Origin of the sequence: Enterobacter sp. BIDMC 27 (assembly GCF_000534415.1) — a bacterium.
In the GTDB taxonomy this organism is placed as follows: Bacteria; Pseudomonadota; Gammaproteobacteria; order Enterobacterales; family Enterobacteriaceae; genus Enterobacter; species Enterobacter hormaechei_C.
In genome coordinates this window covers 4,199,896-4,215,366 of record NZ_KI973178.1, presented here as the reverse complement: position 1 = coordinate 4,215,366, position 15,471 = coordinate 4,199,896, and the positions used below count along the sequence as shown (strand labels likewise).

Below are 15,471 nucleotides of genomic sequence, written 5' to 3'. Positions count from 1 at the left end.
TTACTCCTGTTTTGCAAGGGTGGTGTCGGTTTGCGTAGCGGTAGTCAGCTCCGCGGCGCGGTACTGTTTATCCACGATACGCATGAAAGGCAGGTACAGCATGGCGCCAATCAGCAGGTTGATCAGCTGCATCACGCTGCCGCTCAGGTGCCCGGTGACGATAAAGCCGCTGATAACCGGCGGCAGCGTCCAGGGGATAAACACCCCGGTGGTGACGGCGACCGCACCAATTTTCATCGCCGCATACTGCACGGTGACCAGCACCAGCGGCACCAGATTGAACGGGATGAGCATGATCGGGTTCATGATCACCGGCAGGCCAAACAGGATCGGTTCGTTGATGTTAAACACCGACGCGCCCGCACCGAGGCGCGCTACTTCGCGCATGTTTTTGCTGCGGGCGAAAATCAGCATCGCAATCACCAGCGACAGCGTGGCGCCCGCGCCACCCATCCAGATCATGTCAAAAAACTGTTCGGTGATGATGTGCGGCGGCGTCGTTCCCGCCTGGATCGCGGCGATGTTGTCGGTCTGGTTCTCCATCCACAGCGGGCGAATAATCCCGTTGATCATCGAACCGGAGTTAATGCCCACTGACCACAGAATGGTGATGCTGAATACGGTCATCAGCGCCCCGAAATAAGAGGTGCCGTAGTGGCGTACCGGGGTGGCAACCACTTCATAAATAAACTGGTGGATGGTGTGGTAGTGGGTGTTTTCAAAGATGATGCGGATAAGCAGCACCAGAATCATTACCAGCAGGGCCGGGATCAGGGCCGCGAATGACTCCTGCACCGCCGGAGGCACGCCGTCCGGCATTTTGATGACCAGCTTTTTGCGCTTCAGCCAGCAGAACAGTTCCGTCCACAGCAGGGAACCGATCATCGCCACGAACAGCCCTTTGCTGCCAATCCACTCCACCGGCATCACGGTAATGCCGCCGTTTTCCGCCACTTTGATAAAGGGCGTCAGGATCAGAAACGCGACCAGCGCCAGGATGCCGCAGGAGATGCGGTCCTCGCCATAATGCTCAGCCAGGCGGTAGGCCACCAGGAAGCTGATAAACAGCGACATGGTTGAGAACACCGCGTTAAACGGGATCTCTATAATTGCACTCCAGCTCTCACCAAAGGCCTGAGACATAAACTGCTGATAGGCCTGATTCGGGAAGGAGGAGATCACCAGCAGAATGGAGCCGACGATAATAAACGGCATGAATGACACGTAGGCGCCGCGAATGGCCCCAAGATGACGCTGCTGGGCCGTTTTCGCCGCCAGCGGCATCAGTTTTGCTTCAAGAAATCCCAGAACATTGTTCATTGTGAACTCCGTACAAGATTGAGAGGTGTTGTTTATGTTATGTCTGTGGATTATCAGTGAAGCGTGGCGAGCGAAAGGTGAAATCGGTCACAAAGCATTCGCTGCTCTGATATAAATCTCATAAGATTAGTTCCGGAGAGAGACGCGATGGAAATCAAACTGCATGCCAACGCCACCACCACACCGCGTATCCGTCGTTATCTTCAGCAGTCAGATAAAAGCGACAGGGAACTTGCCGTTGAGCTGGGGATCTCGGTCACCACCGTCAGGCGCTGGCGCAACCGCGACCAGGTTTCGGATAACCACACAACGCCAAAAGTGATACACAAAGCGCTGAGACAAGAGCAGGCGGCACTGATAAATGCCCTGCGGGATATCACAGGGGCACCGCTGGATGAACTGCTGCTGCTGGTGAATGACGGACTCGGGATCGCCGTTTCCCGCGCGACCCTGAACCGCTACCTCAAACCAGCCTCGCTAAAACAAAAGGGGGCGTCGTTGCAGGGCAAAAAGGCGCTGAAGGCCGGGATCATGCCGCAGAAGCTACTCCTGCATCATCAGCCGCTGTCGCTGCATATGGACGACGGTGGCGAGCAACACCTGCTCTGGGCGCGTGAACCCGTCAGCGGCTGGTGTTACGCCCGGCTTTATGCTGGCGTATCGCCGCAGTTGCTGACCCGCTGGACGAACGAGGTGCTGGCTGCCTGTCCGGCTGATATTCAATCTGTTGAGACTTTTGGGCTAGAAGTGAACTTGCCAGAGCATAACGTCACCGTAAAAGTGCATTCACAGTATTATCTCGCTCTTCAGGTCACCGTGCCGTTACGCGAAATCATTCCGCGGGTGAACAGTGAACCGATGGGAGAGCTGTTGATCCAACTGTGTGAGTTTTACAACCGGGGAAAAGCGCAGAAAAAGCTGGGAGAGCGTACGCCGCAGGCGTTTCTGGAAGCGCTGCGGCGTAACGATTAGACGATCTCGAGCACGTCTTCCGGCGGACGGCCGATACGCGCCTTGCCATTTGCCACTACAATCGGGCGCTCAATCAGCTTTGGATTGTCGACCATCGCCTGAATCAGCCGATCTTCAGTGAGACTGGTATCGTTCAGATTGAGCGACTTATACAGATCTTCTTTCTGACGCATCAGGTCGCGTGCGCTGCCCATGTTCAGCATCTTCAGCAGCTGGCGGATAGTCTGCGCGTCCGGCGGCGTCTCCAGGTACAGCACCACTTCCGGTTCGATGCCGTTAGACTTCAGCAGGCTGAGGGTGTCTCGGCTCTTGGAGCAGCGAGGGTTATGGTAAATTTTTACCGCGTCTGTCATGACTTCTCCTTTATTACATCTTCTCGTACGGCTTAAAGCGTTGTTGCAGGCCGCGCAGCTGGTCGATTCGCGCATCGTAGCGGGCCTGTTGCAGGCTGCCAAGCTTCACCTGCGAGCTGGCGCTGCTCAGCAGGGAAATGGCCTGATCGAGACGACCCGCCAGCGCCAGACCTTCCGCACGCGCGGCCAGCTCCTGATCGCGGTTACCCAGCTGCCCCTGGGCCTGGGCGAGCAGCTCCCAGCCGTTCTGGTCATCTTTATTGTTAAAGGTGTAGCGGTTCAGAATGGTCACCGCCTCGCCGGGCTGGCCGCCCTGTAGGTAGGCGTTCGCCAGGTTAAGCTGCAATACTGGATTATTACGAAGATCTTTCGCCCCTTTCAGGCGATTAATCGCATCGGTCGCTTTTTTCTGCCCCAGATCGATATCGGTGGCGAGGTCGAGATACCACGGATTGTCAGGCGCCGCCGCCAGCAGCGGCTGTAGCGCTTTTCGCGCTTCATCGTATTTGCTGGCCTCCATCGCCTGGAGCGCCTGACCATACTGCGCCGCGTTTTTCTCGCGCACGTTGCCTTTCGCCAGCGCGTCCAGCAGATCGCTGGTGAGCTGATTACGTCCGGAGTTGTACATGCCAAGCGTTCTCACTTTGGCCATGTAGAAATCCTGCGAAGACTGCACCACGACCGGACGCATCTGGTTGGCTCGGTTACGCGCATCCGAGAGGCGGCTTTCCGGCAGCGGGTGGGTCAACAGAATTTCAGGCGGGCGCGACGAGTAGCGTGCCTGGTCGAGCAGTTTTTCCAGGAAGCTCGGCATGGCCTGCGGGTCAAAGCCGGAACGCTGTAAAACCTGAATGCCGATGCGGTCTGCTTCCTGCTCATTCTGCTGGGTAAAGCTGATCATCCCCTGACGCGTCCCCGCCAGCGTCCCGGTAAGCGCCGCCATCCCGGCCTGCGGGCTGGCCATCGCCAGCAGAATAGAGCCCAGCGCGCCCACCCAGGTTAGCGGGGCGTTACGCTTCTGATCTTCCATCGCACGCGCCAGATGGCGCTGGGTGACGTGCGAAATTTCGTGCGCCATGACGGACGCCAGCTGGCTTTCGTTATCGGAATAACGGAACAACGCCGAATGCAGTACCACGTTCCCGCCAAAGAAGGCGAAGGCGTTGATTTCGTCGTTATTGATTAAATAGAAGTGGAAGGGCGTTTTTACCGAGTCGGCGTGCGCCACCAGACGCATCCCCAGGCCGTTAATGTATTGCACCAGCAAAGGGTCGTTAATCAGCGGAGCACTGCCGCGCAACTGGCGTACGTAATAATCACCCATCTGCATCTCCTGCCCGATGGAGAGCGTGCTTCCTGCCGTGGTGCCCATGTCCGGCAATGAATCGGACGAGTCAGCGAAAGCGGGCAACACCTGACCCACCGTCACGGCGGCAATCAGTGTCGCAACCAGTGTTTTTCTCAACTGCCTGAACATAACCACTGTCCTGTATGTTGGATGTGCTAATTTGACCGATGAACCCGCATAACGTTCATCTCCGCTGCTCTGCGAGTGTAGCCGTGTTAAGAGATGAAGAAAATCCCATTCATCAGGGTTTTGCGAAACCTGACAGTGAAACAAAAAGGAAAGTCTTTTTTGTGACAGTTAGATACAATTCACCGTCTCACTCCCGCCATTCGATTCAGGGAAGGGTTGTATGCTCGAAATGTTAATGCAGTGGTATCGGCGTCGGTTTAGCGACCCGGAAGCCATTGCTTTGCTGGTCATTCTGGTTGCCGGATTCGGTATCCTGTTCTTCTTTAGTGGCCTGCTGGCGCCGCTACTGGTGGCGATTGTGCTGGCGTATCTGCTGGAGTGGCCCACCGCACGTCTGGAACATATCGGCTGTTCCCGCCGCTGGGCGACCAGCATTGTTCTGGTGCTGTTTGTCGGCATTCTGCTGCTGATGTCCTTCGTGGTGATGCCCATCGCCTGGCAACAGGGGATCTACCTGATCCGCGATATGCCCGGCATGCTGAATAAACTGTCTGATTTTGCCGCCACGCTGCCGCGCCGCTATCCTGCGCTGATGGACGCCGGGATCATCGATGCGATGGCCGAAAACATGCGCGCCCGCATCATGACCATGGGTGACTCGGTGGTGAAATACTCTCTGGCCTCGCTGGTAGGCCTGCTGACGCTGGCGGTTTACCTTGTTCTCGTGCCGCTAATGGTGTTCTTCCTGGTCAAAGATAAAGAGCAGATGCTGAACGCGGTGCGCCGCGTGCTGCCGCGCAATCGCGGTCTCGCCGGTCAGGTCTGGCAGGAGATGAACCAGCAGATCACCAACTACATTCGCGGCAAAGTGCTGGAGATGATTGTGGTGGGCGTGGCGACCTGGATTGGCTTCGTGATCTTCGGACTGAACTACTCGCTGCTGCTGGCGGTGCTGGTCGGATTCTCGGTTCTGATCCCGTATATCGGCGCGTTTGTGGTGACCATTCCGGTAGTCGGTGTGGCGCTGTTCCAGTTTGGTCTGGGTACGGAGTTCTGGAGCTGTTTCGCCGTATACCTGATTATTCAGGGACTGGACGGGAACCTGCTGGTACCGGTGCTGTTCTCAGAAGCAGTTAACCTGCATCCGCTGGTCATTATCCTGTCAGTGGTGATTTTCGGCGGGCTGTGGGGATTCTGGGGGGTATTCTTCGCCATTCCGCTGGCGACGCTGATTAAAGCCGTGGTCCACGCTTGGCCGGATGTGCCAGCGGTGGAAGAGAAGTAGATTTAGTGCGGGCTGATGCCCTCACCCCAACCCTCTCCCGCGGGGAGAGGGGGCAAACACTAAAAACGGTAGCGCATGCTACCGTTTTGCATTTACCTTGTAGGCCGGGTAAGCGCAGCGCCACCCGGCACTAAAATGATCACGCGTTCTCTTTCAGCCACTTCAACACCACGTCGTGGTGGTTGCTGGTTTTGAAATCATCAAACACGTGCTCAACTTTACCGTCAGCGTCAATCAGGAAGCTGATACGGTGAATACCGTCGTACGTTTTGCCCATAAAGGACTTCTCACCCCAGACGCCAAACTGCTCGCAAACCTGGTGGTCTTCATCGGAAAGCAGCGTGAAGTTCAGCAGCTCTTTTTCCGCAAAACGTGACAGCTTCTCTGGCTTATCGGTGCTGATGCCCAGCACTTCCACACCGACCTTCTTCAACTCATCCATGTTGTCGCGTAGACCGCAGGCCTGTACGGTACAGCCCGGGGTCATGGCTTTCGGGTAGAAATAGACCAGAACACGCTGTCCCTGGAAGTCGGTCAAATTTACTTGCTCGCCGTCTTGATCCGGTAAGCTAAATTTCGGTGCGATATCACCGGCTTTCAGTGGGTTCATTACTCAACTCCATCCTGTTCGTGCTGCGAATAATCGACGACGCTTATACTGCCTTGCGCATGTAATTCTGTACAGAGGGCTTTGAACGCTTGCTCGATATTTGACGCATCCTGCGAGGCAGGGCTGTGTGCGGTAATTTGAATAAACAGCGTCGGGATTGCGTTTTCATCGCCCGGCTGCGTGCGGGAAACCAGTTCGGCAATGTTCATCTGATGGCTGTCAAACAGCGCCGTGAAACGTTCAATCAGATGAGGTGAATCAGGCACTTCAACCTGTACCCAGACCGTGGCAGGCAGAGCCGGACGCGGGCGCGCGGTGGTGCGCTTCATCACAATCAGTAAATCCAGCTCTGCGCCTTTCAGCGGCAAGGTAGATTCGATGAGGGTAATGGCATTCCATGTTCCGGAAAGCAGCATGATGAACGTGAACTCTTCGCCAAGCATAGCCAGCCGGCTATCTTCGATGTTGCAGCCGCAGCTGCTCACGTGGCGAGTGATGGTATTCACGATACCCGGCCTGTCAGCACCCAGCGCAGTGATAACCAGGTAATGTTGTGATGAGGTTGTCAAACCTGTTCTTCCTTTGCGTGGTTAAGTCTTCCTAAGGAAAGCATAAAAAAAACATGCATACAACCGCCTGAGAGCCTCAGGTCGCTTGCTTTTATTACAGTTCCAAACGTAACATTGAGGCTCTTGTTCGCACAGAGGATGGCTCATGTTCACGGGAAGTATTGTCGCGCTTGTTACACCGATGGATGAAAAAGGTAATGTCTGCCGGTCAAGCATGAAGAAGCTCATTGATTACCATGTCGCCAATGGAACCTCGGCGATCGTTTCGGTAGGGACTACCGGTGAATCCGCTACGCTGAGCCACGAAGAGCACGGCGACGTTGTGATGCTGACCCTGGAACTGGCGGACGGGCGTATTCCGGTCATCGCGGGGACGGGCGCAAACGCAACGGCAGAAGCGATTAGCCTGACTCAGCGTTTTAACGACAGCGGCATTGTCGGCTGCCTGACGGTGACCCCTTATTACAACCGTCCTACTCAGGAAGGTTTGTTCCAGCATTTCAAAGCCATCGCTGAACATACTGACTTGCCACAAATTCTGTATAATGTGCCGTCCCGTACCGGTTGCGATATGCTGCCGGAAACCGTTGGCCGTCTCTCGAAAGTAAAAAATATTATCGGGATTAAAGAGGCGACAGGGAACTTAAGCCGCGTTCATCAGATCAAAGAGCTGGTTTCAGACGACTTTATCCTGTTGAGCGGTGATGATGCGACCGCGCTGGACTTTATGCAGCTCGGTGGTAACGGCGTGATTTCCGTTACGGCGAACGTGGCGGCGCGTGATATGGCTGACATGTGCAAACTGGCCGCAGCCGGTCACTTTGATGAAGCTCGCGTGATTAATCAGCGTCTGATGCCGTTGCACAATAAATTATTTGTCGAACCCAATCCGATCCCAGTGAAATGGGCATGTAAGGAGTTGGGGCTTGTAGCAACCGACACGCTGCGTCTGCCAATGACACCGATTACCGACCACGGTCGTGAAATTGTCGCTGGCGCGCTGAAGCATGCCGGTTTGCTGTAAAGTTTAGGGAGATTTGATGGCTTATTCAGTACAGAAGTCGCGCCTGGCGAAGGTTGCGGGTGTTTCGCTTGTTATGCTCCTCGCTGCCTGTAGTTCAGACTCGCGCTACAAGCGCCAGGTGAGCGGTGATGAATCCTATCTGGATGCGCCGCCGCTTGCTGAACTTCACGCGCCTGCCGGCATGATCCTGCCGATCCAGAACGGTGATTATAATATTCCGGTTACCAACGGCAGTGGCCTGGTGGGTAAAGCGCTTGATATTCGTCCGCCGGCTCAGCCTCTGGCGCTGGTGAATGGCGCGCGCACGCAGTTTACCGGTGATACGGCCTCTCTGCTGGTGGAAAGCGCACGCGGTACCACGCTGTGGCCGCAGGTTGTGAGCGTTATTCAGTCGAAAAACTATACGATTGATAAACGCGACGACGCCAGCCAGACTTTAACCACCGACTGGATTGAGTGGAACCGTCTCGATGAAGACCAGCAGTATCGTGGTCGTTATCAAGTCTCCGTTAAGCCGCAGGGTTATCAGCAGGCGGTTACCGTTAAGCTGTTGAATCTTGAGCAGGCAGGTAAACCGGTTGCCGATCCGGCCGCCATGCAGCGCTACAGCACTGAAATGCTGAACGTGATTGCCGCAGGTCTGGATAAAAACGCTACCGATGCCGCAAACGCCGCGCAGAACCGTAACGGTTCAACGTTTGATGTGCAGAGCGGTGCAGACGATACCGGCCTGCCAATGCTGGTGGTGCGTGCGCCGTTTAATCAGACCTGGCAGCGCCTGCCAGCAACGCTTGAAAAAGTGGGCATGAAGGTGACCGACAGCACCCGTTCAACGGGCAGCATCACAGCGACCTATAAGCCGCTGTCTGATAGCGCCTGGCAGGAGCTGGGGGCAAGCGATCCACAGCTGCCTTCCGGTGACTACAAAATCCAGGTTGGCGACCTCGATAACCGCAGCAGCCTGCAATTTATCGATCCGAAAGGACACACGCTGACCCAGGCGCAGAACGATGCGCTGGTCGCTGCCTTCCAGGCCGCATTCAGCAAATAATAGTGAGGGCTGGTTAATCCAGCCCTTTTTATTTTCGTGCTACGCAAACGTGTGCGTGGCATAATATGGCCAGTTTTGAATACAAATCATCACACCAGGAGTAATGAAGATGCAGAAGCAAGCTGAGTTGTATCGTGGCAAAGCGAAAACCGTATACAGCACGGAAAACCCGGATCTGTTGGTGCTCGAATTCCGCAATGATACGTCAGCAGGAGACGGCGCACGCATTGAGCAGTTCGATCGTAAGGGCATGGTGAACAACAAGTTCAACCACTTCATTATGACCAAACTGGCCGAAGCCGGTATCCCGACTCAGATGGAAGCGTTGCTGTCCGATACGGAATGTCTGGTAAAAAAACTGGATATGGTGCCGGTTGAGTGCGTGATCCGTAACCGTGCCGCAGGCTCACTGGTGAAGCGTCTGGGCATTGAAGAGGGTATCGAACTGAATCCACCGCTGTTCGATCTGTTCCTGAAAAACGACGCCATGCACGACCCGATGGTCAACGAATCCTACTGCGAAACCTTCGGCTGGGTAAGCAAAGAGAACCTGGCGCGCATGCAGGAACTGACCTACAAAGCCAATGACGTGCTGAAAAAGCTGTTTGATGACGCGGGCCTGATCCTGGTCGACTTCAAGCTGGAGTTCGGTCTGTACAAGGGCGAAGTGGTGCTGGGCGACGAATTCTCGCCGGACGGCAGCCGCCTGTGGGACAAAGAGACGCTGGATAAAATGGACAAAGACCGTTTCCGCCAGAGTCTGGGTGGCGTGGTCGAAGCGTACGAAGCGGTTGCTCACCGTTTAGGCGTTAAGCTCGACTAAACTGCGCATTTGCCAAAGGATGTTGGCATCCTTTGGCGTCTTATCCTTGTTAATATGGTAATCCTTTCATTAACCGCCTACGATCATAACTATTATAAATGGAATAGTTCGAGGTGTTTATGCGCTGGCAAGGGCGTCGTGAAAGTGACAACGTAGAAGACAGACGCAGCAGTGGTGGCGGTGGTCCGTCTATGGGCGGGCCAGGTTTCCGGTTACCCAGCGGCAAGGGCGGCATTATTCTGCTGGTCGTTGTGCTGGTGGCGGGCTACTACGGCGTCGACCTGACCGGTTTGATGACCGGTGAAACCGGGCAACAGCAGCAGTATTCTCAGCGCTCCATCAGCCCGAATGAAGATGAAGCGGCGAAATTTACTTCCGTTATTCTCGCGACGACCGAAGATACCTGGGGTCAGCAGTTCGAGAAAATGGGGCGGACTTATCAGCCGCCAAAACTGGTGATGTACCGGGGCGCAACCCGCACCGGCTGCGGCACCGGGCAGTCCGTTATGGGGCCGTTCTACTGCCCGGCGGACAGCACCGTCTATATCGATCTCTCCTTCTATGACGACATGAAAAGCAAGCTGGGCGCCGACGGCGATTTTGCCCAGGGCTACGTGATCGCGCATGAAGTCGGCCACCACGTGCAGAAGCTCCTCGGCATTGAGCCTAAAGTGCGTCAGATGCAGCAGAATGCTTCTCAGGCGGAGGTGAATCGTCTGTCCGTACGCATGGAGCTTCAGGCCGACTGCTTCGCTGGCGTCTGGGGACACAGCATGCAGCAGCAGGGCGTGCTGGAAACAGGCGATCTGGAAGAGGCCCTGAATGCCGCACAGGCGATTGGTGACGATCGCTTGCAGCAGCAGAGCCAGGGGCGCGTTGTGCCGGACAGCTTTACCCATGGCACCTCGGAGCAGCGCTACAGCTGGTTTAAGCGTGGCTTCGACAGCGGCAACCCGTCGCAGTGTAATACCTTCGGCAAAGCTATGTGATGTTGGGGTTTGAACAGCTGGTCAACCAGCTTCAGCGTACCGGGCACCGCCGGCTGGTGGTGCTTAGCGGCGATGAAGCGTGGACGTTGAGCCAGGCGACCATTCTGCGCGATACGTTACCAGGAGACTGGCTGTGGCTGGAAGAAAACCCCTCTAAGGCCATCAGCGGCCTGCTGGGACGTGAATACCTGCACGCCGTTTTTGACGCGCGTCGCGGGTTTGACGTCTCGGCCTTCGCCGCCCTCAGCGGGACCCTGCGCGCCGGAAGCCTTCTGGTGCTGCTGGTGCCGCCGTTCTCCGTCTGGGCTAACAGGCCCGACGCGGATTCTCTGCGCTGGAGCGACAGTGCCGAGCCGATCGCCACCCCGCACTTTGTTCACCACTTTTGCCGGACGCTTGCCGCCGATTCAGATGCCATCGTCTGGCATCAACATCGTCCTCTGTGCCTTCCCGTTGCGCCAGATTTACCCGCCTGGCAGCCCGCTAACGGTGAACCGCAGCGCGAGCAGGCTGAGATCCTCGACGCTCTTCTGACCATGCCTGCTGGCGTGGCCGCCGTGACGGCGCCGCGCGGACGCGGGAAGTCCGCCCTGGCGGGCATGTTGCTGAGCGGCATTCAGGGGAGTGCAGTCGTGACGGCACCGGCAAAAGGGGCGACGGATGTCATCGCGCGTTTCGCAGGGGAACATTTTCACTTTATGGCCCCGGATGCGCTGCTGGCCTCCACCACGGAAGCTGACTGGCTGATTGTCGATGAGGCGGCCGCCATTCCCGGCCCGCTGCTGGAGAAGCTGGCGTCGCGCTTTCCCCGCGTGTTGCTGACCACCACGGTGCAGGGTTATGAAGGCACGGGCAGGGGATTCCTGCTGAAGTTCTGCGCCCGGTTCAGCGGGCTGCGGCGTTATACCTTATCCACGCCAGTTCGCTGGGCTGCCGGATGCCCCCTTGAGCGGATATTGGCGAACGCGCTGCTGTTCGACGATGCGCTTATCGATCGCAAACCGGAAGGCGAGGTACGTTTAACGTCGCTGGAGCCCGGGATGTGGGAGAGCGATCCGACGCGCGGGGCAGGCGTGTATGAACTGCTTTGCGCCGCGCACTACCGGACGTCACCCCTCGATTTACGCCGGATGATGGACGCCCCCGGCCAGCACTTTGCTGTTGCTCAGGCGGGCGCGGAGATCGCGGGCGCGCTCTGGCTGGTGGAGGAGGGGGGATTACCCCCTGAACTTAGCCGCGCAGTCTGGGCGGGCTTTCGTCGGCCGCGTGGAAATCTGGTGGCGCAGTCGCTGGCAGCGCACGGCGGCTCGCCGCTCGCGGCGACGCTGAAAGGCCGACGCGTCAGCCGCATTGCGGTTCATCCCCATCGCCAGCGGGAAGGCATCGGCCAGCGGCTGATCCGCAGTGCCAGCGGAGAAGATTATCTCTCGGTCAGCTTTGGCTATACCGACGAGCTGTGGCGTTTCTGGCGGCAGTGCGGGTTTGTGCTGGTGCGAATGGGCAGCCACCGGGAAGCCAGCAGCGGGTGCTATACGGCGATGGCGTTGCTGCCGCTGAGCGAGGCGGGGCATCAGCTCTGCGAACAGGCGCATCAGCGGTTATGTCGTGATATGCGCGTCCTGTCGGCCTGGAATGGCGAAAAGATCCCGGTGACGGATGCATGGGAAGCTACCCTTAATAGTGACGACTGGCTGGAGCTGGCGGGGTTTGCCTTTGCTCACCGGGCGTTTTCAACTTCGGTTGCGGCGCTGACGCGGTTGTTGTTAGCCGTGGACATGCCACTTCCGGCGCTGCGGGGGAAAATGGAAGGGAATACGCACGATTTCGGGCGCAAAGCGTTGCTGGCGAAGCTACGCGAGGAAACCGCTCACGCGCTTGAAAGGCTTGATTACTCCCGTAGCCAGCAGCTGAAAGCCGACATTTTGCAATGGCAATTTTTTCAATGAGTTCTTCAGTAAAGTGGCATGGTCATTACCCCGCAGAGGCGTAAAATCCTGCTTATCAATTAAGGAGATCGCCATGAAACATGACCATTTTGTTGTGCAAAGCCCGGGTACACCTGCTAAACAGCTCCTGCTTCTGTTTCATGGCGTGGGCGACAATGCCGTCAATATGGGACAGATTGGCAGCTGGTTTGCACCCGTTTTCCCACACGCGCTGATCGTCAGCATCGGCGGCGTGGAGCCGTGCGGTCCGGACGGGCGGCAGTGGTTTTCCGTCGAGGGCGTGACGGAGGAGAATCGTCAGGCGCGTATTGATGCCGCTATGCCAGCCTTTATCGATACCGTGCGTTACTGGCAGCAGCAGAGCGGCGTAGGCGCCGACGCAACGGCGCTGATTGGCTTCTCTCAGGGCTCAATCATGTCGCTGGAAAGCGTAAAAGCGCAGCCCGGACTGGTGTCCCGCGTGATTGCCTTTAACGGGCGTTTTGCGACGTTACCGCAAAGCGCGACCACGCAGACCACGATCCATCTCATTCATGGGGGGGAAGACCGGGTAATTGAGCTTTCGCATGCGGTGGCTGCCCAGGAGACGCTGATGCGCGAGGGCGGAGATGTGACGCTGAATATCGTAGACGATCTGGGGCATGCCATTGACGATCGCAGCATGCAGTTCGCGCTCGATCATCTGCGTTATACCGTACCGAAGCACTACTTTGATGAAGCGCTCAGCGGCGGTAAGCCGAATGACGATGATATCGTCGAGTTTATGTGAGGTGTCCCCCTCTCTTTAGGGAGAGGGGAAACAGAGCGATTACTTCTTCTGGTCCTTCTTCGGCCAGTCGTCTTCATCGTCCCACTTGTCGTTAAAATCACGGTGCGGCGGAAGATCCGGTTTGTTGGCAAGGAACTTTTTATGGTCAACGCGCTTGAGATCTTTAATCACGTTAAGTAGCACGCCTACCAGAAATACCAACACCAGAATCCACCAGTACTTTGAAAGCCAGTCCATTCGCTAATCCTCTTTAAGCACCCGTCAGGCGACGAGCTGCTCCATAATACGTTGATACATGCGGGCCAGCAGTTGTAAATCGGCAGCGTTCACGCATTCATTGATTTTGTGAATCGTCGCGTTAACCGGACCCAGTTCGACAACCTGTGCGCCCATGCGGGCGATAAAGCGTCCGTCAGACGTGCCGCCCGTTGTCAGCAGTTGTGGCTTAATTTCATTATAGTGCGCAATGGCGTTCACCACCGCATCCACCAGTTTACCGCGCTGCGTCAGGAACGGCTGGCCAGACAGCCACCAGTCGAGGGTATAGCGCAGCTGATATTTCTCGAGCAGCGCAATCACGCGCGCTTTGATCATCTCGTCGGTCAGTTCGGTGCTGAAGCGGAAGTTAAACTGGACGAAGAGATCGCCGGGAATGACGTTGTTGCTGCCGGTGCCAGCCTTGATGTTGGCTATCTGCATGCTGGTTGGCGGGAAAAATTCGTTGCCTTTATCCCATTCAATGCCTACCAGTTCGTTCAGCATCGGCGCGGCGCGGTGTACCGGGTTATCCGCCAGGTGTGGATAGGCAACGTGGCCCTGCACGCCATGAATAGTCAAATTACAGGTCAGGGATCCACGGCGGCCATTTTTCACCACATCGCCCACCACTTCGGTGCTGGACGGTTCGCCCACCAGACAGTAGTCCAGACGTTCATTGCGCGCCATCAGGGCCTCAACGACCTTCACGGTGCCGTTGTGGGCGCTGGCTTCTTCATCGGAGGTAATCAAAAACGCAAGACGGTTTTTATGGTTCGGATGCTGGGCGACGAAACGCTCTGCCGCCACGACCATCGCAGCCAGAGAACCTTTCATGTCCGCAGCGCCGCGTCCGAAAAGCATGCCGTCGCGGATGGTCGGCTCAAAAGGCGGGTTGATCCAGCGGTCTGCGTCGCCTGCGGGAACTACGTCAGTATGTCCGGCAAACGCCAGCGTCTCTCCCTGACCGCGCCATGCCCAGAAGTTCTGCGTATCGCCAAAATCCATGTGCTCCACGGTAAAACCGATGGCACGCAGGCGCTCAATCATTAATGCCTGACAACCTGCGTCGTCCGGGCTAAGGGAAGGACGGCGAATAAGCTGCTGAGTCAGCTCAATGACCGGGCATGACATAGACTACACCTCAACGAATAAATCTGAATAAAGGGTTTCACTGAAACCCAGCAGCATAGGCTGACCTGGCTTGCAGAGCAATGGGCGTTTGATGATTGCCGGCATTTCAAGCATCAGTTTGGCTGCGCTGTCGGCGTCGTTGATCGTGGCCCGGAGAGATTCATCCAGTTTTCGCCAGGTGGTCCCGCGTGTATTCAGTAGCGCTTCCCATCCCAGTTCGTTGATGGCGGAATGGAGAAACGCGGGGTCAAGCCCGTCGGCACGGTAATCGTGGAAGCGATAGTCGATGTTGTGTGCTTCCAGCCAGCGGCGGGCTTTTTTAATCGTGTCGCAATTCTTAATGCCGTACATCACAACCATAGTGAATCCTTTTGTTCTTTTGTGGGTTAAATGTTCAATATTTTCGAAGATATATCCTTAAGTGGAATATAACACATTCGGAATTTTTCGGGATTTACAATTCTCCATAATTCAACGAACAGCTGTAAGCTGAATAGTCTTTCATCTTTTAAGCATAGTTGTCCACCCTGTTTAAATTGCCAATAAACTCAGGGGGAAATTAAAAATGCTGTCATTTTTCCGACTATTTCAAAATATTGCTGTAGGTCACATAAAATTTACCCGACAACGCTCATAGTGATCCTAAACCTACCAGCACAGCGGGGCTCAATCACAGCAATCGGTTAAAGTGGCTTCACAATGATGATACGTTTTCGTAGAATGCGCATAATAATAAGAGAGGTTGTTATGATTGAACGTGAACTGGGGAACTGGAAAGATTTTATCGAAGGCATGCTTCGTAAATGAATTTCCGGTAAGAAATGCAAGAGCACTTAATTAACTAAAATAACCATAGTGTGAAAGAATCACACAATAAAAAGGCGGCCTGTAAAG

17 protein-coding genes are annotated in these 15,471 nt (G+C 55.9%); 9 read left to right on the top strand and 8 right to left on the bottom strand.

Annotated features, from left to right (window positions below):
* A complete protein-coding gene (gene celB, locus L463_RS03040; protein WP_015572194.1) occupies positions 1-1,320 on the bottom strand; it encodes a PTS cellobiose transporter subunit IIC in 1,320 nt (439 codons plus the stop codon).
* 147 nt (positions 1,321-1,467) lie between these two features.
* Between celB and L463_RS03045 the strand changes: the two genes are divergently transcribed.
* Positions 1,468-2,292: a homeodomain-like domain protein gene (locus L463_RS03045; RefSeq protein ID WP_017383504.1), complete on the top strand. Its 825-nt coding sequence runs from the start codon at positions 1,468-1,470 to the stop codon at positions 2,290-2,292.
* On the opposite strand, the gene arsC is transcribed toward L463_RS03045, so the two are convergent.
* Together arsC and bepA are read right to left on the bottom strand one after the other, a co-directional pair.
* A complete protein-coding gene (gene arsC, locus L463_RS03050; protein ID WP_017383503.1) occupies positions 2,289-2,645 on the bottom strand; it encodes an arsenate reductase (glutaredoxin) in 357 nt (118 codons plus the stop codon). The genes L463_RS03045 and arsC overlap by 4 nt on opposite strands.
* 13 nt (positions 2,646-2,658) lie before the next feature.
* A complete protein-coding gene (bepA, locus tag L463_RS03055; RefSeq protein ID WP_015572197.1) occupies positions 2,659-4,122 on the bottom strand; it encodes a beta-barrel assembly-enhancing protease in 1,464 nt (487 codons plus the stop codon).
* A 220-nt stretch (positions 4,123-4,342) separates the two neighbouring features.
* On the opposite strand from bepA, the gene L463_RS03060 reads away from it, so the two are divergent.
* Positions 4,343-5,407, top strand: coding sequence for an AI-2E family transporter (locus L463_RS03060; protein ID WP_003860546.1), 1,065 nt, complete (start codon positions 4,343-4,345; stop codon positions 5,405-5,407).
* 139 nt (positions 5,408-5,546) lie between these two features.
* On the opposite strand, the gene bcp is transcribed toward L463_RS03060, so the two are convergent.
* Both bcp and L463_RS03070 read right to left on the bottom strand, forming a co-directional pair.
* On the bottom strand, positions 5,547-6,017 hold the full coding sequence (bcp, locus tag L463_RS03065) for a thioredoxin-dependent thiol peroxidase (RefSeq protein WP_015572198.1): 471 nt from the start codon (positions 6,015-6,017) through the stop codon (positions 5,547-5,549).
* Complete coding sequence (locus L463_RS03070; RefSeq protein WP_000213743.1) at positions 6,017-6,586, bottom strand: glycine cleavage system transcriptional repressor; 570 nt, start codon at positions 6,584-6,586, stop codon at positions 6,017-6,019. The genes bcp and L463_RS03070 overlap by 1 nt, the downstream gene beginning before the upstream one ends.
* 145 nt (positions 6,587-6,731) lie before the next feature.
* On the opposite strand from L463_RS03070, the gene dapA reads away from it, so the two are divergent.
* The 6 genes from dapA (at position 6,732) to ypfH (ending at position 13,188) form a co-directional block, all read left to right on the top strand.
* Positions 6,732-7,610 (top strand): 4-hydroxy-tetrahydrodipicolinate synthase, encoded by an 879-nt coding sequence (gene dapA, locus L463_RS03075; protein ID WP_003860542.1) that lies wholly within the window; start codon positions 6,732-6,734, stop codon positions 7,608-7,610.
* A gap of 16 nt (positions 7,611-7,626) precedes the next feature.
* The gene (gene bamC / locus L463_RS03080; RefSeq protein ID WP_032102779.1) at positions 7,627-8,661 is read left to right on the top strand and encodes an outer membrane protein assembly factor BamC; all 1,035 of its coding nucleotides are present in this window, start codon (positions 7,627-7,629) and stop codon (positions 8,659-8,661) included.
* A 109-nt stretch (positions 8,662-8,770) separates the two neighbouring features.
* A complete protein-coding gene (gene purC, locus L463_RS03085) occupies positions 8,771-9,484 on the top strand; it encodes a phosphoribosylaminoimidazolesuccinocarboxamide synthase (protein WP_001171626.1) in 714 nt (237 codons plus the stop codon).
* 119 nt (positions 9,485-9,603) lie between these two features.
* On the top strand, positions 9,604-10,473 hold the full coding sequence (locus L463_RS03090; protein WP_001303362.1) for a KPN_02809 family neutral zinc metallopeptidase: 870 nt from the start codon (positions 9,604-9,606) through the stop codon (positions 10,471-10,473).
* Positions 10,473-12,419, top strand: a complete 1,947-nt coding sequence (locus L463_RS03095; RefSeq protein ID WP_032102778.1) for a tRNA(Met) cytidine acetyltransferase TmcA — start codon at positions 10,473-10,475, stop codon at positions 12,417-12,419. The genes L463_RS03090 and L463_RS03095 overlap by 1 nt, the downstream gene beginning before the upstream one ends.
* A gap of 73 nt (positions 12,420-12,492) precedes the next feature.
* Positions 12,493-13,188 (top strand): esterase, encoded by a 696-nt coding sequence (ypfH, locus tag L463_RS03100; RefSeq protein WP_032673267.1) that lies wholly within the window; start codon positions 12,493-12,495, stop codon positions 13,186-13,188.
* 39 nt (positions 13,189-13,227) lie between these two features.
* Here the strand turns inward: ypfH and L463_RS03105 are convergent, their stop codons facing one another.
* Genes L463_RS03105 through L463_RS03115 form a run of 3 tightly spaced genes read right to left on the bottom strand, consistent with a single transcriptional unit; the run spans position 13,228 to position 14,937 of the window.
* The gene (locus L463_RS03105) at positions 13,228-13,425 is read right to left on the bottom strand and encodes a YpfN family protein (RefSeq protein WP_000383991.1); all 198 of its coding nucleotides are present in this window, start codon (positions 13,423-13,425) and stop codon (positions 13,228-13,230) included.
* A 24-nt stretch (positions 13,426-13,449) separates the two neighbouring features.
* Positions 13,450-14,577: a succinyl-diaminopimelate desuccinylase gene (gene dapE / locus L463_RS03110; RefSeq protein WP_017383496.1), complete on the bottom strand. Its 1,128-nt coding sequence runs from the start codon at positions 14,575-14,577 to the stop codon at positions 13,450-13,452.
* Positions 14,578-14,580: 3 nt separating this feature from the next.
* Entirely contained in the window at positions 14,581-14,937 is a 357-nt protein-coding gene (locus L463_RS03115) for an ArsC family reductase (RefSeq protein ID WP_015572203.1), read from the bottom strand.
* 387 nt (positions 14,938-15,324) lie between these two features.
* Here L463_RS03115 and ypfM point away from each other — a divergent pair, with 387 nt between their 5' ends.
* Positions 15,325-15,384 carry a protein YpfM gene (gene ypfM / locus L463_RS24375; RefSeq protein WP_015572204.1) on the top strand — a complete coding sequence of 20 codons (60 nt, stop codon included), beginning with the start codon at positions 15,325-15,327 and terminating at the stop codon, positions 15,382-15,384.
* Positions 15,385-15,471 lie beyond the last annotated feature (87 nt).

Excerpts from the sequence above, each read along its gene's own strand:
- celB (WP_015572194.1), bottom strand. The coding sequence starts at position 1,320 with ATGAACAATGTTCTGGGATTTCTTGAAGCAAAACTGATGCCGCTGGCG.
- L463_RS03045 (WP_017383504.1), top strand. The coding sequence starts at position 1,468 with ATGGAAATCAAACTGCATGCCAACGCCACCACCACACCGCGTATCCGT.
- arsC (WP_017383503.1), bottom strand. The coding sequence starts at position 2,645 with ATGACAGACGCGGTAAAAATTTACCATAACCCTCGCTGCTCCAAGAGC.
- bepA (WP_015572197.1), bottom strand. The coding sequence starts at position 4,122 with ATGTTCAGGCAGTTGAGAAAAACACTGGTTGCGACACTGATTGCCGCC.
- L463_RS03060 (WP_003860546.1), top strand. The coding sequence starts at position 4,343 with ATGCTCGAAATGTTAATGCAGTGGTATCGGCGTCGGTTTAGCGACCCG.
- bcp (WP_015572198.1), bottom strand. The coding sequence starts at position 6,017 with ATGAACCCACTGAAAGCCGGTGATATCGCACCGAAATTTAGCTTACCG.
- dapA (WP_003860542.1), top strand. The coding sequence starts at position 6,732 with ATGTTCACGGGAAGTATTGTCGCGCTTGTTACACCGATGGATGAAAAA.
- bamC (WP_032102779.1), top strand. The coding sequence starts at position 7,627 with ATGGCTTATTCAGTACAGAAGTCGCGCCTGGCGAAGGTTGCGGGTGTT.
- purC (WP_001171626.1), top strand. The coding sequence starts at position 8,771 with ATGCAGAAGCAAGCTGAGTTGTATCGTGGCAAAGCGAAAACCGTATAC.
- L463_RS03090 (WP_001303362.1), top strand. The coding sequence starts at position 9,604 with ATGCGCTGGCAAGGGCGTCGTGAAAGTGACAACGTAGAAGACAGACGC.
- L463_RS03095 (WP_032102778.1), top strand. The coding sequence starts at position 10,473 with ATGTTGGGGTTTGAACAGCTGGTCAACCAGCTTCAGCGTACCGGGCAC.
- ypfH (WP_032673267.1), top strand. The coding sequence starts at position 12,493 with ATGAAACATGACCATTTTGTTGTGCAAAGCCCGGGTACACCTGCTAAA.
- L463_RS03105 (WP_000383991.1), bottom strand. The coding sequence starts at position 13,425 with ATGGACTGGCTTTCAAAGTACTGGTGGATTCTGGTGTTGGTATTTCTG.
- dapE (WP_017383496.1), bottom strand. The coding sequence starts at position 14,577 with ATGTCATGCCCGGTCATTGAGCTGACTCAGCAGCTTATTCGCCGTCCT.
- L463_RS03115 (WP_015572203.1), bottom strand. The coding sequence starts at position 14,937 with ATGGTTGTGATGTACGGCATTAAGAATTGCGACACGATTAAAAAAGCC.